Here is a 25,600-nt window from a genome sequence, read left to right on the forward strand (position 1 = left end):
CTTGTTAACTTAAACGGCAGGCCCATTCCTGACGGGCTTTTCCTGATTGCCCGAAAATGGCCGCTCACCAATCGGTGAGCGGCACATATTGCCGGTGCAGACCACTAAGATTGAAGGGAACATTACTGCGGCCACGCTCTGATGTTACGAACGGTTTCGGTCAGGTCATGTACGCCACTGATGGTGGGTACCAGCTGGGAGATCACGCGATTCCAGCGTGATAGCGGTGCCGTGGTGACGTAGACAATGTCATACGGCTCAAGCTGAAATTCCGTGCCCAGCACCATGGCTGACGCATCTTCCGCATTCAACTGATAGATATTGGCGATTTTGTTGGTGTCGCCTTTTTTCGATACCTGCCGAATAACAAAAATGCCGGTTGCATCGGCCATATTTTGGTTAAGCCCCCCGGCATTCCCCAGGGCCTCGGCCAGCGTCATGCCGCTACGATCCATCTTAAGCGTGCTCTGTTTAATCACTTCCCCCATCACGAACACCTTCAGCGCGTCGTTCCGGGGGACAAACAGGATATCGCCAGGATAAAGCAGCTTATTTTGGGTCAAATCGCCATGCTGCATCAGGGCATAGAGGGAAAGGTGCGCGTCCTGTCCATTATGTGTGAGCACGACGTTCCGCCAGTCGGCATCCGCCGAGAGTCCACCCGCAGCGTTAACCGCGTCCATCACCGTCAACGGAATATTGGTTATCGGTTGTTGCCCTGATTTTTCCACCTCACCGGTGACGTAGGCTTTTTGTGAACGGAAGGCGGCAACGCTGACGTCCACCTGCGGGCTCTCAATGACGTTATCCAGTCGAGCCGTAATCTCGTCGCGTACCTGTGAAACCGTTTTTCCTGCTACCCGCAGTTTACCGACATAGGGATAAAAGAGCGTGCCGTCGGCGTTAACCCAGTTGCCGGCATCGCTCGCGCTACGATATTGTCCTGCCGGCGTCGTTAATTCAGGGTGATCCCAGACGGTGACCGTCAGGATGTCACCCGTACCAATACGGTATTCCCAGCGTTTGATCTGCTCATCCAGATTAGGATTTGCCTGAGATTTCGACACGGGCGGACGCAGTTTTTCAATCAGTTCCGGCGTCAGGGGAAATATTTCCACGCGCTTTTCGAGCTGATAATTTGCCTCTTCCGGCGAAATAACGTTCTTCCCGGACACAGTTAAGTCCAGGCCTGGTGAAAACATACACCCCGTTAACTGACTCATACTCAGAAATAAGAGCGAAAATGCAGTTGTACTTTTCATTAATATAAATATTTCTTTTCAACGTTGCGTTTATCGTCAAGCCTGTAAAAAGACTTAAGCTAACATCATGAAATTTAATTGATTACTCTTTCCCGGAGTGAAATTACTGGCATTATAAAACGCACTTCACCCGCTTCCTAAAAAGCAGAGCCTTTACCTGGTCTTGTTAAAAAAATGGAGGTAAGCACGCTGCACTCGAAGGCGATATTAAATGCTCTTCAGGCGGAAAGCATTCGCATCGCTTTCTAACTTTGATATGAAAAGTTATTTTCAGAATTAATAAATGAAATGATAAATATTAAAAATATAAGACGCTGGCAATATTCCCGACACTGATAAACATCATGCAATTGGGCTACACAAAACCGTCCACTTTTGTTACATTTTTTTTCAAACATACCCTGCGTTGATACTTAAAATGGACTGTCTGCTTCGCTTTGCACGACCCGCAGACGAAAGTATCTGTAACGATATCACTGGAGAAAAAATGGCTAAGCGTAAACTGCTGCTTCTGGGTGTATTACTGTCTCTGGCGGGATCTGCCTTCTCTGCCCCGCAAACGGCCGCTGCACCCTCCGGCATCAAAGCCTATGAAGAACAAGAGTTCATCGCTGACTTCACGAAATTCAAGATTGGCGACACGGCGCCGGCGCAGTATCAAACGCCGGAGTACACCATCAAACAGTACCAGTTGCGTAACCTGCCGGCGCCGGATGCCGGAACCCACTGGACCTACATGGGCGAGAATTACGTGCTGATTGGCGATGCGGATGGCAAAATCTACAAAGCCTATAATGGAGATATTTTCTATCACCGCTAATACCATCCTGATCCGCCCCTGGCAGGAAAGCGATCGCCCTTTCCTGCGCACGCTCTTCCTCCACGCCCGGCGTGAAGCCTGGCCATGGCTGGACAGTTCAGACTGGCAGCTTGAAGACTTTGACGCGGCCACCCGTGACGAAGTGATTTGGGTTGCCACGCAGAACGGCCATCGACTGGGTTTTGCTTCCGTCTGGACGAACGATAATTTTCTGCACAACCTCTTTGTTGACCCGCAGTATCAAAGCCACGGCGTCGGGAAAATGCTCCTGGAACAGGTGCAGAAGACGTTTACCAGTACGGGTTCGCTTAAGTGTCTGGTGAAGAATGCGCGGGCTGTCGCGTTTTACCAGCGGCACGGCTGGCACATTGAGGCGACGGGGGATTCTCCGGAGGGAGAGTATTATTTGATGCACTATCGGTTGGGTTAAAGTCGGGTGGCGGCTTCGCCTTACCCGACCTACGTGATAGTGCCAGTTGTAGGCCGGGTAAGCGAAGCGCCACCCGGCAATTCAACGCGAAGGCGTTACACCGCGCGGAACGCGATTTCGCCCGGGATCACTTCGCCCTGCCAGTAAAGCTGCGCTGCAACGCGACCCGCCAGCTGACGATACATCTCTGCAAATTCGCTGTCCGGACGGCTGACAACCGTCGGCTTGCCGCTATCCAGATCTTCGCGCAGGGTAATGTGCAGCGGCATCTGTCCCAGGAGTTGGGTGTGATACTTCGCGGCCAGTTTTTCTGCGCCACCCGTACCGAAGATAGGTTCGTGGTGACCGCAGTTACTGCAGATGTGCATGCTCATGTTCTCCACGATACCGAGCACCGGCACTTCCACCTTCTCGAACATCACGATGCCTTTTTTGGCGTCGATCAGCGCGATATCCTGCGGCGTGGTCACCACAACGGCTCCCGTCACCGGAATGTTTTGCGCCAGCGTGAGCTGTATATCACCGGTGCCCGGCGGCATGTCCAGAACCAGATAATCCAGATCCGGCCACATCGTCTCCTGCAGCATCTGCAGCAGCGCTTTGCTGGCCATCGGGCCGCGCCAGACCATGGCGTTATCGTCAGTCACCAGGTAACCGATAGAGTTGGTCGCCAGACCGTGCGCCATGATTGGCGCCATGTGGGTGCCGTCCGGTGAGGTTGGACGCTGGTTTTCCGCACCTAACATATTTGGAATAGACGGACCGTAGATGTCGGCATCCAGAATACCGACCTTTGCCCCTTCCGCTGCCAGCGCCAGCGCCAGGTTTACGGCGGTAGAGGATTTCCCCACCCCGCCCTTGCCCGAGCTGACGGCAATGATGTTTTTCACGCCGTTCACGCCAGGCTGGTTTTTCACGCGTTTCAGCGTGGCAATGCTGTGGCTCAGCTTCCAGTCGATCGCCTTCGCGCCGGTCATGCGCAGCAGCTCAGAGCTGGTCTGCTCTTTCAGCGCGTCAAAGGCGCTGGTCCAGACGAACGGCATCTGCAGCTCAATGTGCAGCGTATCATCCAGCCAGGCAACGTGGTGTAACGCTTTCAGCGTAGTGAGATTATGCTTCAGGGTTGGATGCTGAAAGTTAGCCAGCGTCCCGGCGACCATTGCTCGTAAGGCTTCCGGTGATTTGGCCTGGGATTGAGAACTCATCCCGACTCCTTTGTTCTTGTGAATAAGACCTTAGATGAACAAGTTTACCTGAAAGGCCGTGGTTTGTGCTTACTTAATAATGCCCCTTTTGGTAATATCAAAAACCCTTTTCACAGTTAAAAGAAGTAATGCCTACTATGACTCAAGTCGCGAAGAAAATTCTGGTAACGTGCGCACTGCCGTACGCCAACGGCTCAATCCACCTCGGCCACATGCTGGAGCATATCCAGGCTGATGTCTGGGTCCGTTACCAGCGAATGCGCGGCCACGAGGTTAACTTCATCTGTGCGGACGATGCCCACGGCACGCCGATCATGCTGAAAGCGCAGCAGCTGGGGATCTCCCCGGAGCAGATGATTGCCGAAATGAGTCAGGAGCATCAGACCGATTTTGCTGGCTTTGACATCAGCTATGACAACTATCACTCCACGCACAGCGACGAAAACCGCGAGCTGTCGGAGCTGATCTACACCCGTCTGAAAGAGAACGGTTTTATTAAAAACCGCACCATCTCGCAGCTGTACGATCCGGAAAAAGGCATGTTCCTGCCGGACCGCTTCGTCAAAGGCACCTGTCCGAAATGTAAATCCCCGGATCAGTACGGCGATAACTGCGAAGTGTGCGGCGCAACCTACAGCCCGACCGAGCTTATCGAGCCGAAATCCGTGGTTTCCGGCGCCACGCCTGTGATGCGTGACTCCGAGCACTTCTTCTTCGACCTGCCGTCCTTCAGCGAAATGCTGCAGGCGTGGACCCGCAGCGGCGCACTGCAGGAGCAAGTGGCGAACAAGATGCAGGAGTGGTTCGAATCCGGCCTGCAACAGTGGGATATCTCCCGCGATGCGCCGTATTTCGGCTTCGAAATCCCGAACGCACCGGGTAAATACTTCTACGTCTGGCTGGACGCGCCAATTGGCTACATGGGCTCCTTCAAGAACCTGTGCGACAAGCGTGGCGATACCGTAAGCTTCGACGATTACTGGAAGAAAGATTCCACTGCCGAGCTGTACCACTTCATCGGTAAAGACATCGTTTACTTCCACAGCCTGTTCTGGCCGGCCATGCTGGAAGGCAGCAACTTCCGCAAGCCAACCAACCTGTTTGTTCACGGCTACGTGACGGTGAACGGCGCCAAGATGTCCAAGTCCCGCGGGACGTTCATCAAGGCCAGCACCTGGCTGAACCACTTCGACGCGGACAGCCTGCGCTACTACTACACCGCGAAGCTCTCTTCCCGCATCGACGATATCGACCTGAACCTGGAAGATTTCGTGCAGCGCGTGAATGCGGACATCGTCAACAAGGTGGTGAACCTGGCGTCCCGTAACGCGGGCTTTATTGCCAAGCGTTTTGACGGCGTGCTTTCTGCCGAACTGGCCGATCCGGCGCTGTATAAAACCTTCACCGATGCCGCCGCTGCGGTTGGCGAAGCCTGGGAAAGCCGTGAATTCGGTAAAGCGATTCGCGAAATCATGGCGCTGGCCGATGTTGCCAACCGCTATGTGGACGAGCAGGCCCCGTGGGTGGTCGCGAAACAGGAAGGCCGTGACGCCGACCTGCAGGCGATCTGCACCATGGGTCTGAACATGTTCCGCGTGCTGATGACCTGGCTGAAGCCGGTTCTGCCACAGCTGGCAGCCCGTGCTGAAGCGTTCCTGAACACGGAACTGACCTGGGATGCTATCCAGCAGCCGCTGCTCGGCCACAAGGTCAACACCTTCAAAGCGCTGTACAACCGCATCGAGATGAAGCAGGTTGAAGCCCTGGTGGAAGCCTCTAAAGAAGAGGTGAAGGCAGCAGCGGCACCGGTCACCGGCCCGCTGGCAGACGACCCGATTCAGGAAACCATTACCTTCGATGATTTCGCCAAAGTCGACCTGCGCGTGGCGTTGATTGAAAACGCGGAGTTCGTGGAAGGCTCTGACAAGCTGCTGCGCCTGACGCTGGATCTGGGCGGCGAGAAGCGCAACGTCTTCTCCGGGATCCGCTCTGCTTACCCGGATCCGCAGGTGCTGATCGGCCGTCAGACCGTGATGGTCGCCAACCTGGCGCCGCGTAAAATGCGCTTCGGCATCTCTGAGGGGATGGTGATGGCTGCAGGCCCTGGCGGGAAAGATATCTTCCTGTTAAGCCCTGACGAAGGCGCGAAGCCGGGTCAGCAGGTGAAATAACAAAAAAGCCGGAGATTATCTCCGGCTTTTTTTTGCCCGGCGGCGCTACGCTTGCACGGGCCTACGGGTTTTGTAGGCCGGGTAAGGCGAAGCCGCCACCCGGCTAAACATCACGCCTTCGGGTGATGCACCCGGTGGGTCAGCCCGCGCAGGAAATTACGCAGAAACTGGTCGCCGCACTCGCGGTAGTTTTTATGATCCGGCGCGCGCATCATGGCGGTCACTTCCGGCACGGATACGCGGAATTTTTGCTCGGTCATGATCGCCACGATATCGTCCGTTTTCAGCGAAAACGCGATACGCAGCTTTTTCAGCACCGTGTTGTTGTTCACCCGACGCTCCAGCGCCAGCTCTGGTGCGGCCGGATCTTTGCCACGCTTATCGTAAATCAGGCCGTTCAGGAAACCCGACAGAATGATGTCAGGGCAGCGGACAAAGCCCTCTTCGTCTTCTTTGGTCATCCACGTGTCAAAACTCGCAGACGTGGATTCCATATCGGACAGCGCAAGAATGCGCACCATGTCGTTATTGTTCGCTTTCAGGGTGTAGCGCAGGCTACGAAGAATATCGTTACTTAGCATAGAGCCTTCGAATGTCGATGATGCAATGGCGCGCAGTGTACCAGCTTTACAGCCCAATCGCCTCTTTCAAACTCTTCAGGTAGCGACGGCTGACGGGTACCGTTTGTCCGGCACGCAGCACCAGCTCGGCCTGGCCGTTATCTTCCAGGCGGATCTCCTTCAGATGCGCCATATTCACCAGGTACTGACGGTGACAGCGAATCAGCGGCGTGCGGCTCTCCAGCGTGCGCAGGGTCAGCTCGGTAAACCCTTCGTTCCCTTCCGCGCTGGTGACAAACACCCCGCTCAGACGGCTGCTGACAAAGGCCACATCATCCATCTGCAGAAGATAAATCCGGCTGTGCCCGGTGCAGGGGATAAACTTCAGCGGCTGCTGGTTTTCCGGCAGCAGCGTGACGTCCTGGACCGTGCGCTCCTGGCGTAAACGGGTGAGCGTTTTTTCAAGACGCTTCTCTTCAATCGGCTTGAGCAGATAGTCAAACGCGTGCTCCTCAAAAGCCTTAACGGCATATTCATCAAACGCCGTCAGAAACACGATGTAGGGACGATGTTCCGGATCGAGCATGCCGACCATCTCCAGCCCGCTGATGCGGGGCATCTGAATATCGAGGAACAGCACGTCCGGACGCAGTTTGTGCACCGCGCCGATGGCCTCAATGGCGTTCGCGCACTCCCCCACAATCTCAATATCCGGCTGCTCCTGCAGCAGAACGCGCAGGTTTTCCCGTGCCAGCGGCTCGTCATCCACAATCAGCACTCTTAACATGCGTTTTCCTCCAGCGGCAGTCGTACGGTAATACGGGTAAATCGGTCGGGCTCGCAGGCGACGGTAATGCCACAGTCATCGCCAAAATGGGCGCGCAGGCGTTTATCCACCAGGCTCATCCCTAAACCGCCGGAGGCGGAAGGCTGATAAAGCCCGGCATTATCTTCAATATCCAGCACCAGGTGATGGTTGAAACGGCTGGCGGCAATGGTTATCTCCCCCGTTCCCAGCAGCTGTGATGTACCGTGCTTAATGGCGTTTTCCACAATCGGCTGCAGGGTAAAGGCCGGAAGGTGCTGATACGCCAGCTCATCCGGTACGGAGAGCGACACCTGCAAACGAGACTGGAAACGCGCCTGTTCAATCTGCAGATAGGCATTCACGTGCTCAATCTCATCGGCGAGCGTGACGATCTCAGACGGACGTTTCAGATTTTTGCGGAAAAAGGTCGACAGAAACTGCACCAGTTGGGCAGCCTGATCGCTGTCGCGGCGGATCACCGCTTTAAGCGTATTGAGAGCGTTGAACAGGAAATGCGGGTTGACCTGGGCATGCAGCAGTTTGATCTCAGACTGCGTCAGCAGGGCTTTCTGCCGCTCATACTGTCCGGCGAGGATTTGCGCGGACAGCAGCTGGGCGATCCCCTCCCCCAGCGTGCGGTTGATCGAGCTGAACAGACGGTTTTTCGCCTCATACAGCTTGATGGTGCCCATCACCCGCTGATTCTCGCCGCGCAGCGGAATCACCAGCGTGGAGCCCAGCTTGCACTGCGGATGCAGCGAACAGCGGTAAGGCACTTCGTTTCCGTCGGCATACACCACCTCGCCGGTTTCAATGGCGCGCAGCGTATAGGCTGAGGAGATGGGTTTACCCGGCAGATGGTGATCGTCCCCGGTGCCGGTAAAGGCCAGCAGCCGCTCGCGGTCGGTGATGGCCACCGCGCCGATATCCAGCTCCTTGTAGAGCACCTGCGCCACTTTCATGCTGTTCTCTTCGTTAAACCCCTGGCGCAGGATCCCTTCGGTCGAGGCGGCGACCTTCAGCGCCGTGGCGGAAAAGGCCGAGGTGTACTTCTCAAACATGGCGCGCTTGTCGAGCAGAATGCGCATAAACAGCGCCGCGCCCACGGTGTTGGTCACCATCATCGGAGCGGCAATGCTGCTGACCAGGTGCAGCGCATCCTCAAACGGACGGGCAATCAGCAGGATGATCGCCATCTGCGCCATTTCGGCCACAAAGGTGATGGCTCCGGCGGTGAGCGGGCTGAAGACTTTATCCGGGCGGCCGCGTTTAATCATGTAGCTGTGAACCAGGCCGCCAAGCAGACCTTCCACAATCGTGGAGATCATACAGCTCAGGGCCGTCATCCCGCCCATGGAATAGCGATGCAGCCCCCCGGTTAAACCGACAAGGCCACCGACGACGGGACCGCCCAGTAGCCCGCCCATCACCGCGCCAATCGCGCGCGTGTTGGCAATAGAGTCTTCGATATGGAGACCAAAATAAGTCCCCATGATGCAGAAAATAGAGAAGGTGACGTAGCAGAGCAGCTTATGCGGCAGACGTACGGTGACCTGCATCAGCGGAATAAACAGGCGCGTTTTACTCATCAGCCAGGCAATGACCAGAAACACGCACATCTGCTGAAGCAACAGCAGCACCAGATTAAACTCGTACATACTCAAAACCGCACACGCTAAAAACGCGTAACATACACGGATGCGGCTTAACTTTCTTTGAAGCATCCCATAAAAGCGCAAAATCGTGTCCGTTATCACACCTTTTTCTGAATATCGCGCATGCTTCGCATTGTTTGTTCAAAAATCAATCAATCCTTCCTGGTTCGGAAAAGTGGGTCTACAGTTAAGCTGGGGACGCGTAAGCCAGGGGGCGAATATGGCGCTTTACACGATAGGTGAAGTGGCACTCCTTTGTGATATCAATCCCGTTACCCTACGGGCGTGGCAGCGACGGTATGGATTACTCAAACCGCAGAGAACGGACGGTGGTCATCGCCTTTTCAATGAGGCCGATATCGACCGCATCCGCGAGATTAAGAGCTGGATCGACAACGGCGTGCAGGTCGGCAAAGTGAAGTCCCTTCTGAGCCACGACGACCCGGATACGCAGCATCTCTGGCGCGAACAGCAGGAAACCCTGCTGCGGCTCCTGCAGGCGGGCAACCTGCAGCGCCTGCGCGCATGGATAAAAGAGCAGGGCCGCGATTACCCGGCACAGACGCTGATCTCCCATCTTTTCATTCCGCTTCGTCGACGCCTGCAGTGCCAACAGTCTACCCTGCAGGCGCTGCTCAGCATGCTCGACGGGGTGCTGATCAACTACATTGCCGTCTGCCTTGCCTCGGCGAAGAATAAAGCCGGCAAAGATGCGCTGGTGGTGGGCTGGAACGTGCACGATACCACCCGCCTGTGGCTGGAAGCGTGGATTGCCACCCAGAAGGGCTGGCGCGTGGATGTCCTGGCGCACTCGCTGGCGCAGCTCAGACCTGAGTTTTTCGACGGCCAGACCCTGCTGGTCTGGTGTGGCGAAGTGCCGTCCGCCACGCAGCAACAGCTGCTGACGGAATGGCGTGAGAATGGTTACCCGGTTTATTCCCTTGGCCCGGATGAGCCATAACGGCATTTAATGGTTCATTAACAGCTGCGCTTCACCGTATAATTGTTCCGTTAACAACAGGAGCACATGATGAAGGCAACCAAACTGGCCATTATTACCCTTTTTGTCCTGATGGCCGTAAGCGGCATCGGCGGCGTAATGCTGGCAGGGTACTCGTTTATTGTTCGCGGCGGTGTCGGCTGAGGTACAGCGCCAGCCGGTCAAAAGCGCGATCGACGACGATTGCCGCCAGCGCGACCAGCACCGCTCCCTGCACAATATAAGCCGTATTAAACCCGCTTAAGCCGATAATGATCGGCGTTCCCAGCGTATTAGCACCGACCGTCGACGCAATGGTCGCCGTCCCGATGTTAATGATGACCGACGTGCGGATCCCGGCAATGATAACCGGTGCCGCAAGCGGCAGTTCAACCTTACGCAGCCGCTGGCCGCGACTCATCCCCACCCCTTCCGCCACGCTCAGCACGGACGCAGGTACCGCCGCGATGCCTGCCAGCGTGCCCTGCAGAACCGGTAATACGCCGTATAATATCAGCGCAATGATCGCAGGCTGTTGGCCAAAGCCCATCACCGGAACCGCTATCGCCAGCACCGCCACGGGCGGAAACGTCTGTCCGATGGCCGCAATCGTCTCCACCAGCGGACGAAACTCCCGGCCCGCAGGCCGCGTGACCGCGATGCCCGCCCCCACGCCCAGCACAACCGCGATGGCGCTTGAGAGCGCCACCAGCCAGAGATGCGCCAGGGCGAGATTAATGAAGCTCTCCTGCTGATACACCGGCCGCGGCAGTCCGGGAAAGAGGCTGTTAAACAGCGCCGCGCTGTGGGGCATCAGAAACAGTAAAGCGACAAAGAGCGCTACCAGCCAGAGGAGCGGATCACGCAGTGCCTTCACGCGTCACCTCCCCGGCCAGCAGATCGCGAAAATGTAAGGTTCCGCACGGCGCGCCCCGGGCATCCGCAACGGGCAATACCTCGCACTGGCGCGCGACAAACGCGGAGAGCGCATCCCGCAGGCTCATCTGCGCCTGCAGCGGTTCGCCGCTCACCGGCACCGCCTCCCGGCGCATATAGTCGCTGACCGTTCGCAGGGAGAGCAGCCTGACGCCCAATTCGCTGCGGCCAAAAAACTCGCGCACAAAGTCGTTCTTCGGCCAGGTTAATAGCTCAAGCGGCGAGCCCTGCTGCACCACTTCGCCATGATCCATCAGCACCAGATGGTCAGCCAGGCGCAGGGCTTCATCAATATCGTGCGTCACGAGTACGATCGTGCGTCCGAGAATGCGGTGAATGCGGGTCATCTCCACCTGCAGCGCCCCGCGCGTAACCGGATCCAGCGCGCCAAAGGGTTCGTCCATCAGCAACACCTGCGGGTTGGCCGCCAGCGCGCGCGCCACGCCCACGCGCTGCTGCTGCCCGCCGGAAAGCTGGTGCGGATAGCGATCGCGCAGCGCGGGCTCTAACCCCAGCAGAGACATCAGCTCATCAACACGATCGGCGATTTTCGCCCGCGACCATTTTTCCAGCTGCAGCACGGTCGCGATGTTCTGCGCCACCGTCCAGTGCGGAAACAGGCCGATAGACTGAATGGCATAGCCCATCCGACGGCGCAGCTCCAGCACCGGCAGGCTGCGGATCTCTTCCCCGGCAAAGCGAATCAGCCCGCTGTCATGCTCAACCAGCCGGTTGATCATCTTCAGCGTGGTGGACTTGCCCGACCCCGAGGTGCCTATCAGCACGGAAAACGCTCCCTCGGCAAAGTTCAGGTTCAGGTGGCTCGCCGCCGGGCGACCGGCAAAGGTTTTACTGACATCATGAAATTCAATCATTGGCTCTTCTCCCGAGCAGCGCGAGCCATAAGGCAAACAGTGCGTCGACGACCACCGCCAGCGCAATCGTGGGCACCACGCCCAATAACACCAGATCCAGAGCACTGCTCAACAGCCCCTGGAACACCAGCGCGCCAAAGCCACCCGCGCCAATCAGCGCCGCAATCACCGCCATGCCAACGGTCTGGACCGCCACCACCCGCAGGCTACGCAGCAGCAGGGGCAGCGCCAGCGGGAGCTGAATTTTCCAGAAACACTGCCGCGCGCTCATTCCCATCGCATGGGCGCTTTCCAGCACGTCAGGTGCGACCTGGCCTAAACCTGCGACCACGCCGCGCACCAGCGGCAGCAGGGCATACAGCACCAGCGCGATAAGGGCGGGCGTTAGCCCCGTCCCGGCAACACCGAGCGTTCCGAGCATCGGGAATGACTTCACCAGCCCGGCCAGCGGCGCAATCAGCAGGCCAAACAGCGCAACGGAAGGAATGGTCTGGATCACGTTGAGCACGGCAAAAACCCCGCCCTGGCGTGAAGGATGGCGATAGCACCACATGCCAAGGGGGATCCCAACCAGCAGCGCCGGAACGAGCGTACCGAAGAGGATCGTCAGGTGCTGCGCGAGGGCATCATCAAACACCTCCTGACGGTTGGCGTACTCTTTTAACAGCGAGAGGTTGTTCAATTCCCCGCTGAACAGCAGGAGTAAAGGAATACACCATATCTGCGCATTGAGCACCCAGCGCCAGACGGCACTGGCGATGAGTCGACGAATGGCATCGCTGCAGGCCAGCAGGCAGAGTGCCAGCCACAGCCACAGGCCGCTGCCGATAGTGGTTCTCGCCAGCGGACTTTCCGCCGAGGCCATATGCGTCGCCGCCAGCCCGGCGCTCCAGAACAGGAGGATAAACAGCCCTTCAGAGAGGAACAGCGTCAGCCACTGCGCCGGGCGTCCCTGCCAGAGCGACAGGATCACCCACGCGCCCAGCGACGCCACAAGCCACCCCGGCGTAAACGACCAGACCTGCCAGAGTGCTTTGCCCTCCCCCGACATCAGGCGGTTTGGGGCAACGTTGACAAACGGTAACGCGACCGCTGCGATGGCCACACAGGCCAGCAGCAGCAGGACGCGGTTATGACATTTTATTGGCACAGCCTTTTCCCGTTACTTCACAAGCCCTTGTTGCTTCAGGAAGTCGGCGGCCACTTTTTTGGCATCCAGCCCCTCGACGGCAATGCTGGCATTCAGCTGCTGCAGCGTTTTTTCATCCAGCTTTTCGAAGACCGGTTTGAGCCATTCTGCAATGTCCGGGTACGCTTTCAGCACCGCCTCACGCACCACCGGGGTCGGCGCGTAAATCGGCTGGACGCCTTTTGGATCGGTCAGGGTTTGCAGGCCAAGCGCCGCCACCGGGCCGTCTGTGCCGTAGGCCATTGCCGCGTTAACACCAGAGGTTTGCTGTGCCGCCGCTTTGATGGTCACCGCGGTATCCCCGCCCGCCAGCGAGAGCAGCTGAGCCTGGTCGAGCTTGAAGTCGTAGGCTTTTTCGAACGCCGGGAGCGCATCAGGACGCTCGATAAACTCCGCGGACGCCGCCAGCTTAAAGTCGCCCTTCTCTTTCAGGTAGCGGCTGAGATCCGCCAGGGTGGTCAGCTTCCCTTTCTCCGCCACGTCCTTGCGCACGGCGATAGTCCAGGTATTGTTGGCTGGCGCCGGGGTCAGCCAGACCAGTTTGTTCTGTTCCGCGTCGAGTTTTTTGACTTTCTCATACCCGGCTTTGGCGTTTTTCCAGGCCGGATCGTTTTCATCTTTGAAGAAGAATGCGCCGTTGCCGGTGTATTCCGGGTAGATATCCAGCTCGCCGGAGGTAATTGCGCCGCGCACAACAGGCGTAGTGCCGAGCTGGACTTTATTGACCGTTTTCACGCCGTGACTTTCCAGCACCTGCAAAATAATATTGCCGAGCAGCGCGCCTTCGGTATCGATCTTTGAGCCCACCTTTACCGGCTCCGCCGCCTGTAACGGCAGGCTCAGCGCCGCCAGTAACACCGCAGATCCCCACATCCCCTTTGCAATCGTCATTCCGCTATCCTCATTTTTTTGCTGCCTTTTTCAGAGGCTTGAGAGAAAAGCGTAGCTTAAAACGGCGGAATTAACCGTCAAAATGCCTTTTTAGCATAAGGTAAGACGCCTCCCCCCGCAGGACGGGGGAGGCAAAGGAGGGAAAGGTTACAGCAGCTCGAACTCGCCTTTATTCACGCGGGCGGAGTCCACGCCGATAAAGACGTTAAATTTGCCCGGTTCCGCATCATATTTCATCTGCTGGTTCCAGAACTTCAGCGCATCCACGTCGATCGGGAAGCTGATGGTTTTGGTTTCCCCCGGCTTCAGGTTGACCTTCTCAAAACCGCGCAGCTGTTTCACCGGACGGCTCATCGACGCGGTGACATCCTGAACGTACATCTGAATCACCGTTGCCCCTTCGCGCTTGCCGGTGTTGGTTACCTCAACGCTGGCGGTGACGTTGCCGTCACGCTTCAGGCTCGGCGACGACATTTTGACGTCAGAAACCTTGAAGGTGGTGTAGCTCAGGCCGTAACCAAACGGATACAGCGGGCCGTTAGCTTCGTCGAAGTAACGAGAGGTGTACTTGTTCGGCTTGTCGGCGTTGTACGGGCGACCGGTATTCAGGTGGCTGTAGTAGACCGGGATCTGCCCGACAGAGCGCGGGAAGGACATCGGCAGCTTGCCCGAAGGGTTGTAATCGCCAAACAGCACGTCGGCGATGGCGTTACCGCCTTCGGTACCGGCGAACCAGGTTTCCAGGATGGCGTCAGCCTGCTGGTCTTCTTTCACCAGCGCCAGCGGACGACCGTTCATCAGCACCAGCACCAGCGGCTTGCCGGTGGCTTTCAGGGCGGCGATCAGCTCGCGCTGGCTCTGTGGAATGGTGATATCGGTCCGGCTGGAGGCTTCGTGTGCCATACCCTGCGCTTCCCCCACGACCGCGACAACGACGTCAGACTGCTTCGCGGCGTTCACCGCCTCGTCAATCATCTCCTTCGGCGTGCGCGGATCGACCTTCACCGCTTCCTCATACTGGTTGAGGAAGGTCACGATGTCTTTATCGTTGGTGACGTTTGCCCCTTTGGCGTAAACCACTTTGGCGTTTTCACCGACGGCACTCTTGATACCGGTCAGCACGGTCACGGACTGGTCAGCCACGCCCGCGGCAGACCAGCTGCCCATCACGTCGCGCTTGCTGTCGGCCAGCGGCCCCACCACGGCAATGGTGCCGGATTTTTTCAGTGGCAGCGTGTCGAGGCGGTTTTTCAGCAGCACCAGGCTTTCGCGCGCCACGTCACGCGCTTCTTTGCGGTGCAGGCGGCTTTCAGCATTAGTATCTGCCGGGTCAGAATCTTTCGGACCCAGGTGGCTGTACGGATCGTTAAACAGCCCCATGTCGTATTTCACGTTCAGCACGTGACGGGTGGCATCGTCCAGCTCCGCCATCGTCACCTTGCCGCTCTTCACCAGCCCCGGCAGGTATTTGCTGTAATACTCGTCGCTCATGCTCATGTTGATGCCCGACTTGAGCGCGACGCGCACCGCGTCTTCCGGGTCGGAAGCGGTACCGTGTTTGATCAGCTCTTTAATCGCGCCGTGGTCGGAAACGGTGATGCCTTTAAAGCCCCACTGGTCGCGCAGCACGTCTTTCAGTAGCCAGGAATCAGAGGTCGCAGGCGTGCCGTTCAGCGAGTTCAGCGCCACCATCACCGCGCCGCTGCCCGCATCCAGACCGGCCTTGTACGGCGGCATGTAGTCGTTGAACAGGCGCTGCGGGCTCATGTCGACGGTGTTGTACTCTTTACCGCCCTCCACCGCGCCGTAGGCCGCGAAGTGTTTGACGCTGGTCATCACCGAGTAGCGGTCCGCCGGGCTTTTGCCCTGCATCGCTTCCACCATGGTTTTACCCATCGTGGAGGTTAAATACGTATCTTCACCAAAGCCTTCCGAGCCGCGGCCCCAGCGCGGATCGCGCGAGACGTCCACCATAGGCGCCCAGGTCATGTTCAGGCCGTCGTCCGCCGCTTCATAAGCCGACACGCGCCCGACGGTTTTCACCGCGTCGAGGTTAAAGGAGGAGGCTAAGCCGAGGCTGATGGGGAAGACGGTACGCTGGCCGTGCACCACGTCATAGGCAAAGAACAGCGGAATTTTCAGGCGGCTGAGATCCATCACCTGGTCCTGCATCTTGCGGATATCCTGGCGGGTGACGGTATTAAAGATGGCCCCTACCTGCCCGTCTTTGATCATCTCGCGGATGGCCTCTTTCGGGTTATCCGGGCCGACGCTGATCAGACGCAGCTGGCCGATTTTCTCATCGACCGTCATTTTCTTGAGCAATTCCGTGACAAACGCATCCCGCGCTTCAGGCGTGAGCGGGTGATTGCCAAACAAATCCTCTGCCAGCGCAGGTTGCAGCGCCAGGCTGACGGCGACACCTACAGAACATAGCCATTTCATGTCGTTTTACTCTCTCATCAATAACCGCCGGACGATCTCGGCCATACCGTGCGAAAAGCGCAGTGTGCCACAAACCCTCCGATCGTTGCAGGGTTATTCTCTGATTTTTCTCGTGAATACTCGACCGCTTAACAGTTAATCGCGCTATGCTTTACAGCGAGAAATTTGCCCCACCACAAGGAGTGGAAGATGTCTTCTGTTCGAACTGACGATAACAAAACATTTATTAACGAACTGTCGCGCCTGGTTGGCTCCTCTCACCTGCTTACCGACCCGGCTAAAACCGCCCGCTACCGCAAGGGCTTCCGCTCCGGTCAGGGCGAGGCGCTGGCGGTGGTTTTCCCCGGCACGCTGCTGGAGCTGTGGCGCGTCCTGAGCGCCTGCGTCGCCGCCGACAAGATTATTTTAATGCAGGCGGCCAATACCGGCCTGACCGAAGGCTCCACGCCCAACGGCAATGATTACGATCGTGACATCGTGATTATCAGTACCCTGCGCCTCGACAAGCTGCACCTGCTGGATAAAGGCGAGCAGGTGCTCGCGTTCCCCGGCACGACGCTCTACTCCCTCGAGAAAGCGCTTAAGCCGCTGGGCCGCGAACCGCACTCGGTGATCGGTTCCTCCTGCATTGGCGCCTCGGTGGTTGGCGGGATCTGCAATAACTCCGGCGGCTCGCTGGTACAGCGTGGCCCCGCCTACACCGAGATGTCGCTGTTTGCCCGTATTGACGAAAACGGCAAGCTGACGCTGGTGAACCATCTGGGAATCGATCTCGGCGTGACGCCGGAGCAGATCCTCAGCAAGCTCGACGACGATCGCGTGAAGGACGAAGACGTTCAGCACGACGGTCGCCATGCACACGACCATGACTACGTGACCCGCGTGCGGGATATCAACGCTGACACTCCGGCGCGCTATAACGCCGACCCGGATCGCCTGTTTGAATCCTCCGGCTGCGCGGGCAAGCTGGCCGTTTTTGCGGTGCGTCTCGACACGTTCCCGGCAGAGAAAAAGCAGCAGGTATTTTACATCGGCACCAACCAGCCTGAGGTTCTGACGGAGATCCGCCGTCATATTCTGGGCGAATTCACTCATCTGCCGGTGGCGGGCGAGTACATGCACCGGGACATTTACGACATCGCCGAGCGCTACGGCAAAGACACGTTCCTGATGATCGACAAGCTCGGCACCGACAAAATGCCGTTCTTCTTCACCATGAAGGGCCGTACCGACGCGATGCTGGAGAAAGTGTCGCTGTTCAAACCTCACTTCACCGACCGCTTTATGCAGAAGCTGGGCAACGTTTTCCCGGCGCATTTACCGGAGAGAATGAAAACCTGGCGCGACAAGTACGAACATCACCTGCTGCTGAAAATGGCCGGAGACGGGATCGCCGAAGCGCAGGCCTGGCTGACCGAGTTCTTCAAAACCGCCGAAGGGGATTTCTTTGCCTGTACGCCTGAAGAGGGCAGCAAAGCGTTTCTGCACCGCTTTGCCGCCGCTGGTGCCGCCATCCGATATCAGGCGGTGCATTCCGAAGAGGTGGAAGACATTCTGGCGCTGGATATCGCCCTGCGGCGTAACGACACCGAGTGGTTTGAGCACCTGCCGCCGGAAATCGACAGCAAGCTGGTGCATAAGCTCTATTACGGCCACTTTATGTGCTATGTCTTCCATCAGGATTACATCGTCAAAAAAGGGGTCGATGCACACGAACTGAAGGAGCAGATGCTCGCCCTTTTGCGTGAACGTGGCGCACAATATCCTGCGGAACACAACGTCGGACATCTTTATAAAGCCCCTGACGCACTTAAGCAGTTTTATCGCGAGAATGACCCTACAAACAGCATGAATCCCGGCATCGGTAAAACAACGCGGAAGAAATACTGGAAAGAGAGCGAAGACGCGGAGCAGCACATAACGCAAGCGTCTGATTAATTCCTACAGCCAAATTTGAGAGATTGTTAAGCGCTCCTTAATCGTAATAGAGTAACTGCTCATCGCCGGAGAAACGTTTCTCCGGCATTCGATAACAAGGAGCAGGCACATCATGTCGGCTATTGATGTTTTATCCGAGACCGAGCTGGAAGTGCGTGATGCCCTTCCCGATGATGTGCATGCCATTGCCGCGATCTATGCCTGGCATGTACTTCACGGGCGCGCGTCATTTGAAGAAGTCCCCCCAACCATTGACGAAATGCGCCAACGTATGAAAAGCGTGACTGAGAACGGTTTACCGTGGCTTATTGCGCTGTACCGCGGCATTGTGGTGGGCTACTGCTATGCCACCCCTTACCGACCGCGACACGCCTACCGCTATACCCTGGAAGAGTCGATTTACGTGGATGCCAGCATCACCGGGCGCGGTTTTGGCACTGCACTGATGGATGCGCTGATTGAACGCTGCGAGCAAGGGCCGTGGCGGCAGATGATTGCCGTAGTGGGAGATGGCAATAACAACGCCGGTTCGTTACGCCTGCATAAAAAACATGGTTTCGTGATTGTCGGTCAGCTGCGCAGCGTAGGCTATAAGAAAGGAGACTGGCGGGATACGGTGATTATGCAGCGCCCGCTCAACGACGGTGACTGGACGCTGCCGGAATAAACGCAGTGCGGTCTGGTGCCCTCACCCCGGCCCTCTCCCGCAGGGAGAGGGAGAAAACATAAAAAACGGTAACATGCGTTACCGTTTTGCTTTTACCTAATCGTTCTGCGCCGTCGCCATCTGCTCGGCTTTCTGCTTTTTATACGTCAATGCCGCGGCCGGGACAGGCTGCACTTTTCCTGTTTCAATCCAGGTACGCAGGCGGCTCGCATCCGCGAAGTGCGTGTATTTGCCGAAGGCATCCATCACCACCAGCGCCACCGGCTTACCGTTAAACACGGTGCGCATCACCAGACAGTGTCCAGCCGCGTTGGTAAAGCCGGTTTTGGTTAGCTGAATATTCCAGTTATCCCGGTAAACCAGATGGTTAGTATTGCGGAACGGCAGCGTATAGGCTGGGTTCGCAAAGGTCGCCATCTCTTCACGGGTGGTACTGAGCTGACCAATCAGCGGGTACTGTTTGCTGGCAATCAGCAGTTTCGTCAGATCACGCGCCGTGGAGACGTTGTTGATCGACAGACCCGTCGGTTCCACATAGTGCGTATTGTTCATCCCCAGCGCTTTGGCTTTGGCGTTCATCGCGCGGATAAAGGCGTCGTAGCCGCCAGGATAGTGGTGCGCCAGACTCGCCGCCGCGCGGTTTTCAGACGACATCAGCGCCAGCAGCAGCATATTCTTACGGCTGATCTCACTGTTCAGGCGCACGCGGGAGTAGATCCCCTTCATCTCCGGCGTGTGGCTGATATCCACCTTCAGTTTTTCGTCCAGCGGCAGATGGGCATCAAGCACCACCATCGCGGTCATTAATTTGGTAATTGAGGCGATCGGTCGCACCAGATCCGGATGGCTGGCGTAAATCACCTTATTGGTGTTGAGATCGACAATCATCGCGCTGCCGGAAGCAATTTGCGGCTGAGCGGCGGTAGCAGTCACCGCGGGCGTTTTGGCGACGGCCGGCACGGCAGCGGACGCACCCAGCAACAGCGCCAGGCTAAGTAAAGAGACTCGGAATTTCAGCATGGTGAGACTTCTGATAATTATTCACGCACGTCATGACGTACACCGCCTGGGTCGACGGATAAACTCAGGCTGGCTTCGGCATCATAGCCGTCAGCGGGCGTTGTCGCCAGAGGATAATCGTGAACAGATGCTGCATTGCTGGCATTTACGCCAGCAATGCAGTGCGTTTAGAAGAGACGGTATCCATAACCCCAAAGAATCACCGTCAGCGCCAGTAGCGCCTCCAGCACCAGCACCCCGATGGCAAGCGTTGAACTGGAGAAGCTCAGGCCCTCTTCTTTATTGATATTCAGGAAGGTTGGAACCCCCAGATACAGCAGATAACCGGTGTAAAAGAGGGCAATAGTACCGATCAGCGCGCACAGCCAGACCAGTGGATAGAGCGCAACAATACCGCTTAAGAACAGCGGGGTTGCGACATACCCGGCAAAGACCATACAGTGCGCCAGCGATGGACGTTGCGGATAGTTACGCGCCATCCAGTGAATGACCCGCCCCATGACCGCCACACCCGCCAGCATCAGGCCATAAAAGACGATGGCCAGATAGAGTCCGGTAAACCAGGAAAGCTGAACCACGGTGCCGTCACCGAAGTTCCAGCCGATTTGTGTCGTTCCGATAAAAGCGCATATTACCGGCACCGCAGCCATCAGCAGCACGTGGTGCGTGTAATGATGCGAGACCGTTTCGTTCTCACTTTTAATGACATGCATTTCACGATCGGGATGGGAGAAAAGTCCCCAGACATGGTTCATAGCGCCCCCTTGTTGTCGGCCCGTCAGCGATACCTTAAGTATAATGCAGGCTTTAGATTATTTTATGTACAGTGGGAAATTTCCGTTGATTTCCCCGCTGTTGATTCATGGGGTATATGATTAAACGAGGCACGCAGAGGGAGATAACAGTTACGTAATGGATATTAACGCACTCATTGAGCAATATGGATATGCCGCGCTGGTGATCGGTAGCGTGGCAGAAGGTGAAACCATCACGCTGTTAGGGGGCGTCGCCGCGCATCAGGGGTTACTGAAATTCCCGCTGGTCGTCGCCGCGGTCGCGCTGGGCGGGATGATAGGCGATCAGCTGCTCTACTTTCTGGGGCTGCGCTTTGGACCAACGCTGCTAAAGCGTTTCGCAAAGCATCAGAAGAAAATCCGCCGCGCTCAGCGGCTCATTCAACGTCATCCCTATCTGTTCGTCATTGGCACCCGCTTTATGTATGGCTTTCGCATTATCGGGCCGATACTGATTGGCGCCAGCCATCTGCCGCCCAAAATTTTTCTGCCGCTCAATATGGTGGGCGCGATTGCCTGGGCGCTGATCTTTACGACACTCGGTTATGTAGGGGGCGAAGTGATTGCGCCCTGGCTGCATAATCTCGACCAGCACCTGAAGCACTGGGCGTGGTTGATTCTGGTGGTCGTGGCGGTGATTGCAGTTCGACTGTGGCTGAAGCATCGGGAAAAGACGCGGGATGAGGAGTAGCCTGGTTCAGCCTGATGCCCTCACCCACAGGGCTGAGGGTTCCCCAGTAATTTTTTTACCTGAAGCGATGAACACTGCTTCAGGTAAATTAATGACTTACAGCGACGCCCTGGTCCGGCTGTAAATCGCCGAGGCGTTTCCGTAGGGCCGGGGCGAGGCGCAGGGATGCGCCGAGAGGGCGTGGCCTGCAGGGATGCAGGCTCATGCCCGACCCGATAGCCTGAAGGAATAAGCTGAGGGTACCGCGAAGCGGCGATTTACCGCCGGGAGCCCGGGTCGCCAGGGTGGTGGCGATTGAGCCACCCTGGCACGTTCACCGGCCATGTCGTTACAGAGTAGCAAAGAACATGAAGTGAACGGAATGACCACTACAGTCGTATGTTCCCCCTCACCCCAGCCCTCTCCCTCAAGGGAGAGGGAGAAAGGTTACTACCCCTCCGGCTTAAACTGCGGGTTCGCCAGCATAAAGCCCCCGTCGACGATAAACGATTGCCCTGTTGTATAGCTGGCGTCGCTGTCACACAGCCACGCCACCAGGCTGGCAATCTCTTTCGTATGGCCCGGCCTTGCCAGCGGGATTTCCGGCATTGAGCCTTCCTTCACTTCGCTGTCGTCCATGTCATTCATTGGCGTGGCAATGGCACCCGGCGCGACGGCGTTCACCAGAATGTTGTGCTTAACCAACTCCATCGCCATGGATTTGGTTAACCCGCCGAGCGCGTGTTTCGCCGCCGTGTAGGCGCTGGCCTCCGGCAGGGGCGTGTGTTCATGTACCGAGGTGATGTTCACAATCCGCCCCCCTTCCCCCTGCTTCACCATCTGCCTTGCGGCTATCTGTGAACAGAGAAACGCCCCGTCCACGTCGACGGTGAAAATGTTTCGCCAGTCGTCAAACGGCATCTCGAGGAACGGCGCTTTGGTCATCGCCCCTGCATTATTGACCAGCACGTCCAGCCGACCAAAACGCGCAATCAGCGTTTCAATGGCCTCAGCACCTTCCGGCAGCGTGCTTAAATCAAGATGGATAGCCTCCGCACGCTGTCCCTGCGCTTCGACTTCGCGGCAGGTTTCCAGCGCCCCTTTCTCATCCGAGTGCCAGGTGACGCCAATATCAAACCCGCGCTCAGCCAGCATCAGGGCCGTGGTTTTCCCAATCCCGGAATCCGATGCGGTCACAATCGCTACTCTGGTCATACTCACCTCCTGAAAAACTGCAAAGAGGTAAGTATAGATAATGGCCTTTTTTAGCCATGATGATAGCCGCCGCCCAGCGCCGAGGTCAGCTGCAGGGTAGCGTCGACATATTGCCCCTTCAGCAGCACGCCTTCGAGGTGCTCTTTGAGGGCCGGTATTCTGGCTTCACTGACCCGGGAACCCGCAATAATCCCCGCGCTGAAACGCGCCTGAGCCAGCGCCACGACCCGTGCCGCATCTTTTTCAACCTGCTGCTGATGGCTGTTCTTCGCCATTAGCGTTTCGACTTCGCTGGCCGTGCGTGCCACCTGATTGACGGCCTCCACTACCGCTTTGTTGTAGTTGGCAACCGAGAGATTGTTCTGCGCCTGGGCGATATCCAGGCTGGCGTTCAGCCTGCCGCTGTCAAAAATTGGCAGCGTCAACCCGGCGGTCACGCCCATCTGCTGCGCGGATGAACGGAACAGATCGCTCAGGTGGAGGGCATCCTGCTGTAAGAACGCCATCAGGTTCACGTCAGGATAGAACGCTGCTCTGGCGGCTTCCACCTCGCTCATGGAGGCGTCGATATACCAGTGCGCCTCCTGAAGATCCGGGCGGCGTGCCAGCAGTTCATAGCCGAGCGTCGACGGTAACGAGGCTTCCACCGTCGGCAGGGCGTGCCGCGTCAGCTTCACGGAGCGGGCGTTGGTCAGCGCGACCAGGCGCGCCTCTATGGCTTTCATCTTCCCGTTGACCCCGGCCAGCTGCTCTTCGGTTTTGCTGGCGTTGATGTCCGTTTCGACGCCCTCCACGGAGGAGGTGATGCCGTGTTGATACAGCTCGCGGTCGGCGCCGATAATATTGTCCTGCTCATGTTTGATCTGCGCGAGGACCTCCCCCACGGCGGCCTGCGTTTGCCATTCCCAGTAAAGCCGCGCCACGCTGCTGGCCAGCAGCTGACGGGTCTGCTCCAGCTCCGCTTTTTGCGCATTCACTTTGCCTATCCGGGCTTCGACCTGCGCGCGATTTTTTCCCCAGAGATCGAGATCCCAGCCAGCGGTCAGGCCAAAGGTGCCGTTGGTGTACCACGGCCCGGTTGTCCCTGCCGCCGGGTCGGTAATGGCAAAGGGTCCCATCAGCCCTTCGGCGGACATTTTCTGGCGTTCAGCATCCGCTGAAAAATCGATCTGCGGACCGTCGGCTGCCATAGCCGCTTTGGCCTGGGCTTCAGCGAGCGTAATGCGCTGACGGGCAATCTGCATATCCGGCGCATCGCTTAATGCTTTCGCGATCAGCGAATTAAGTTCAGGATCGTTATATGCTTTCCACCACTCATTTTTCGGCCAGTCCTGATGAGCCAGAACCGTCTTTACCGACGCCGCCGTGGTTTGCGTTTTAATGGGAGATACCGTGGCATGTTCAGGCGCGCAGGCAGCCAGAATAAATGCAAAGGGAACACTCAGAGATAAAATAAAAGAACGTTTCATTACGCCATATACTCAAAAAATAAAGGCGCAAATTACGCTTGATTCTGTTTGTTTTTTTAGTAATGCGTGGCAAAGCGTAAATTGTCATAGATTTAAATATACGGAAAAGTATTCACCGAAATTATTATTTAAATTAAATTATGCAAATAAAAAATAATCAACCCGACAGCGTGAACGCCCCCTGTCAGGTTGATCGCGTTATTAAACTTTCAGCGACGCGCCTTTCGTCGCAATGACCTCTTTATACCAGTAGAAGCTTTTCTTGCGGCTGCGCGCCAGCGTACCTTTTCCGCTGTCATCGCGATCGACGTAAATAAAGCCGTAGCGCTTAGAGAGTTCAGCTTTTGATGCGCTCACCAGGTCGATTGGGCCCCAGCTGGTATAGCCCATCACCTCAACGCCGTCTTCGATCGCTTCACGCACCTGCACCAGATGGTCGTTAAGGTAGCTGATGCGGTAGTCATCCTGCACCGTGCCGTCCGCGTCCGGTTTATCCTTTGCTCCCAGACCATTTTCCACGATAAACAGCGGCTTCTGATAGCGATCCCAGAGCACGTTTAGCAGGGTACGCAGGCCGATGGGGTCAATCTGCCAGCCCCATTCGGAACTGGCCAGATGCGGGTTTGGCACCATGCTCAGGATGTTGCCGCGCGCCTGCTGGTTGAGGGCGTCGTCCGCGGTGACGCAGCCCGTCATGTAGTAGCTGAAGGAGATAAAATCGACGGTCGATTTCAGCGCCTCGCGGTCGGCATCCGTGACCTCAAGCTGAATACCGTTGTCGCGGAAGAAGCGCTGCATATACCCCGGGTAGGCACCGCGACACTGTACGTCACCAAAGAATTGCCAGGCGCGGTTTTCCTGCAGTGTTTCCAGAACATCTTCCGGCTTGCAGGTCAGCGGATACATCAGACCGCCCAGCAGCATATTGCCAATTCTGCCATCAGGAACGATCTCATGGCAGGCCTTCACCGCCAGCGCGCTGGCCACCAGCTGATGATGGATCGCCTGATACACTTCGCCTTTGCTGCTGGTTTCCGGCAGGCCCACGCCGGTCATCGGCGCGTGCAGAGACATATTGATCTCGTTGAAGGTCAGCCAGAGCTTGACCTTTTCTTTGTAGCGCACAAACACGGTACGGGCGTAGCGCTCGAAGAACTCAATAGTCTGGCGGCTGCCCCATCCGCCGTACTGCTTCACCAGCCCCCACGGCATTTCGTAATGCGACAGCGTCACCAGCGGGGTAATGTTGTGCACGGCCAGCTCGTCAAACAGCCGGTCGTAAAACGCCAGCCCCGCCTCGTTCGGCTGCTCCTCGTCGCCGTTCGGAAAAATGCGGGTCCAGGCAATGGAGACGCGCAGGCAGCTAAAGCCCATCTCCGCGAACAGTTTGATGTCTTCCGGATAGCGATGATAGAAGTCGATGGCAACATCCTTGATGCCGCTGTCGCCTGCCACGCGCTCAACCACCGGGCCGAAGACTCCCTGCGGCTGAACGTCAGAGGTGGACAGCCCTTTCCCCTCCTCCAGATACGCGCCCTCTACCTGATTCGCGGCAACCGCGCCGCCCCATAAAAAATCGTCCGGGAAAGTTTTCATCACGT

Annotated in this window: 24 protein-coding genes; 8 read left to right on the top strand and 16 right to left on the bottom strand. The window is 57.1% G+C overall.

The genetic code is table 11. The features are described 5' to 3' along the window. Positions 1–9 precede the first annotated feature (9 nt). Both LJA86_RS22280 and LJA86_RS10850 read right to left on the bottom strand, forming a co-directional pair. Positions 10–123, bottom strand: a complete 114-nt coding sequence (locus LJA86_RS22280; RefSeq protein WP_205246186.1) for a hypothetical protein — start codon at positions 121–123, stop codon at positions 10–12. Then, positions 123–1,262, bottom strand: a complete 1,140-nt coding sequence (locus LJA86_RS10850) for a polysaccharide export protein (RefSeq protein WP_126535028.1) — start codon at positions 1,260–1,262, stop codon at positions 123–125. The genes LJA86_RS22280 and LJA86_RS10850 overlap by 1 nt, the downstream gene beginning before the upstream one ends. A 487-nt stretch (positions 1,263–1,749) precedes the next feature. Between LJA86_RS10850 and LJA86_RS10855 the strand changes: the two genes are divergently transcribed. Beyond that, complete coding sequence (locus tag LJA86_RS10855) at positions 1,750–2,082, top strand: RcnB family protein (RefSeq protein ID WP_008500887.1); 333 nt, start codon at positions 1,750–1,752, stop codon at positions 2,080–2,082. Continuing rightward, positions 2,033–2,512 carry a GNAT family N-acetyltransferase gene (locus LJA86_RS10860; RefSeq protein ID WP_045908655.1) on the top strand — a complete coding sequence of 160 codons (480 nt, stop codon included), beginning with the start codon at positions 2,033–2,035 and terminating at the stop codon, positions 2,510–2,512. The genes LJA86_RS10855 and LJA86_RS10860 overlap by 50 nt, the downstream gene beginning before the upstream one ends. Before the next feature lie 95 nt (positions 2,513–2,607). Here LJA86_RS10860 and apbC read toward each other — a convergent pair whose 3' ends face one another. Beyond that, positions 2,608–3,717, bottom strand: a complete 1,110-nt coding sequence (gene apbC, locus LJA86_RS10865; RefSeq protein WP_045908656.1) for an iron-sulfur cluster carrier protein ApbC — start codon at positions 3,715–3,717, stop codon at positions 2,608–2,610. A 137-nt stretch (positions 3,718–3,854) separates the two neighbouring features. Between apbC and metG the strand changes: the two genes are divergently transcribed. After that, complete coding sequence (gene metG, locus LJA86_RS10870; protein ID WP_229226140.1) at positions 3,855–5,888, top strand: methionine--tRNA ligase; 2,034 nt, start codon at positions 3,855–3,857, stop codon at positions 5,886–5,888. 110 nt (positions 5,889–5,998) lie between these two features. Here metG and LJA86_RS10875 read toward each other — a convergent pair whose 3' ends face one another. The 3 genes from LJA86_RS10875 to LJA86_RS10885 are packed head-to-tail and all read right to left on the bottom strand — an operon-like array spanning position 5,999 to position 8,914. Further along, positions 5,999–6,469 carry a DUF1456 family protein gene (locus LJA86_RS10875; protein WP_008500891.1) on the bottom strand — a complete coding sequence of 157 codons (471 nt, stop codon included), beginning with the start codon at positions 6,467–6,469 and terminating at the stop codon, positions 5,999–6,001. Positions 6,470–6,515: 46 nt separating this feature from the next. Beyond that, entirely contained in the window at positions 6,516–7,235 is a 720-nt protein-coding gene (btsR, locus tag LJA86_RS10880; RefSeq protein ID WP_024908144.1) for a two-component system response regulator BtsR, read from the bottom strand. Beyond that, a complete protein-coding gene (locus LJA86_RS10885) occupies positions 7,229–8,914 on the bottom strand; it encodes a sensor histidine kinase (RefSeq protein WP_024908145.1) in 1,686 nt (561 codons plus the stop codon). Before LJA86_RS10885 ends, btsR begins: the two co-directional genes overlap by 7 nt. A 217-nt stretch (positions 8,915–9,131) precedes the next feature. On the opposite strand from LJA86_RS10885, the gene mlrA reads away from it, so the two are divergent. Together mlrA and LJA86_RS10895 are read left to right on the top strand one after the other, a co-directional pair. Next, positions 9,132–9,872 carry an HTH-type transcriptional regulator MlrA gene (gene mlrA / locus LJA86_RS10890; protein ID WP_048224086.1) on the top strand — a complete coding sequence of 247 codons (741 nt, stop codon included), beginning with the start codon at positions 9,132–9,134 and terminating at the stop codon, positions 9,870–9,872. A gap of 69 nt (positions 9,873–9,941) precedes the next feature. After that, positions 9,942–10,055 carry a protein YohO gene (locus tag LJA86_RS10895; protein ID WP_008500895.1) on the top strand — a complete coding sequence of 38 codons (114 nt, stop codon included), beginning with the start codon at positions 9,942–9,944 and terminating at the stop codon, positions 10,053–10,055. On the opposite strand, the gene LJA86_RS10900 is transcribed toward LJA86_RS10895, so the two are convergent. The 5 genes from LJA86_RS10900 to bglX form a co-directional block, all read right to left on the bottom strand. After that, positions 10,030–10,767, bottom strand: a complete 738-nt coding sequence (locus LJA86_RS10900) for an ABC transporter permease (protein ID WP_229226141.1) — start codon at positions 10,765–10,767, stop codon at positions 10,030–10,032. The two genes, LJA86_RS10895 and LJA86_RS10900, sit on opposite strands and share 26 nt — an antisense overlap. Beyond that, entirely contained in the window at positions 10,751–11,701 is a 951-nt protein-coding gene (locus tag LJA86_RS10905) for an ABC transporter ATP-binding protein (RefSeq protein ID WP_063622087.1), read from the bottom strand. The genes LJA86_RS10900 and LJA86_RS10905 overlap by 17 nt, the downstream gene beginning before the upstream one ends. Next, positions 11,694–12,851, bottom strand: coding sequence for an ABC transporter permease (locus LJA86_RS10910; RefSeq protein WP_229226142.1), 1,158 nt, complete (start codon positions 12,849–12,851; stop codon positions 11,694–11,696). Before LJA86_RS10910 ends, LJA86_RS10905 begins: the two co-directional genes overlap by 8 nt. 12 nt (positions 12,852–12,863) lie before the next feature. Further along, entirely contained in the window at positions 12,864–13,781 is a 918-nt protein-coding gene (osmF, locus tag LJA86_RS10915; RefSeq protein WP_196346829.1) for an ABC transporter substrate-binding protein, read from the bottom strand. A gap of 147 nt (positions 13,782–13,928) precedes the next feature. Next, the gene (gene bglX, locus LJA86_RS10920) at positions 13,929–16,226 is read right to left on the bottom strand and encodes a beta-glucosidase BglX (RefSeq protein ID WP_229226143.1); all 2,298 of its coding nucleotides are present in this window, start codon (positions 16,224–16,226) and stop codon (positions 13,929–13,931) included. Between the two features lie 189 nt (positions 16,227–16,415). Between bglX and dld the strand changes: the two genes are divergently transcribed. Together dld and LJA86_RS10930 are read left to right on the top strand one after the other, a co-directional pair. Then, positions 16,416–18,164, top strand: coding sequence for a D-lactate dehydrogenase (gene dld, locus LJA86_RS10925; protein ID WP_048028241.1), 1,749 nt, complete (start codon positions 16,416–16,418; stop codon positions 18,162–18,164). Between the two features lie 112 nt (positions 18,165–18,276). Further along, positions 18,277–18,831: a GNAT family N-acetyltransferase gene (locus LJA86_RS10930; RefSeq protein ID WP_045908666.1), complete on the top strand. Its 555-nt coding sequence runs from the start codon at positions 18,277–18,279 to the stop codon at positions 18,829–18,831. Between the two features lie 96 nt (positions 18,832–18,927). On the opposite strand, the gene pbpG is transcribed toward LJA86_RS10930, so the two are convergent. Further along, entirely contained in the window at positions 18,928–19,851 is a 924-nt protein-coding gene (pbpG, locus tag LJA86_RS10935) for a D-alanyl-D-alanine endopeptidase (protein ID WP_045908667.1), read from the bottom strand. A 167-nt stretch (positions 19,852–20,018) separates the two neighbouring features. After that, positions 20,019–20,606 carry a Yip1 family protein gene (locus LJA86_RS10940; protein WP_023312454.1) on the bottom strand — a complete coding sequence of 196 codons (588 nt, stop codon included), beginning with the start codon at positions 20,604–20,606 and terminating at the stop codon, positions 20,019–20,021. 157 nt (positions 20,607–20,763) lie between these two features. Between LJA86_RS10940 and LJA86_RS10945 the strand changes: the two genes are divergently transcribed. Further along, entirely contained in the window at positions 20,764–21,336 is a 573-nt protein-coding gene (locus tag LJA86_RS10945) for a DedA family protein (protein WP_229226144.1), read from the top strand. Positions 21,337–21,765: 429 nt separating this feature from the next. Here the strand turns inward: LJA86_RS10945 and LJA86_RS10950 are convergent, their stop codons facing one another. From LJA86_RS10950 to LJA86_RS10960, 3 genes are all read right to left on the bottom strand, one after another. Further along, a complete protein-coding gene (locus tag LJA86_RS10950) occupies positions 21,766–22,530 on the bottom strand; it encodes an SDR family oxidoreductase (RefSeq protein WP_023615867.1) in 765 nt (254 codons plus the stop codon). 50 nt (positions 22,531–22,580) lie between these two features. After that, positions 22,581–23,999 (bottom strand): multidrug resistance outer membrane protein MdtQ, encoded by a 1,419-nt coding sequence (gene mdtQ / locus LJA86_RS10955; RefSeq protein WP_229226145.1) that lies wholly within the window; start codon positions 23,997–23,999, stop codon positions 22,581–22,583. 201 nt (positions 24,000–24,200) lie between these two features. Beyond that, positions 24,201–25,595, bottom strand: coding sequence for a glycoside hydrolase family 1 protein (locus LJA86_RS10960; RefSeq protein ID WP_229226146.1), 1,395 nt, complete (start codon positions 25,593–25,595; stop codon positions 24,201–24,203). Positions 25,596–25,600: the final 5 nt, after the last annotated feature.

This window comes from Enterobacter sp. TCD1-1 (assembly GCF_020567405.1).
In the GTDB taxonomy this organism is placed as follows: domain Bacteria; phylum Pseudomonadota; class Gammaproteobacteria; order Enterobacterales; family Enterobacteriaceae; genus Enterobacter; species Enterobacter quasiroggenkampii.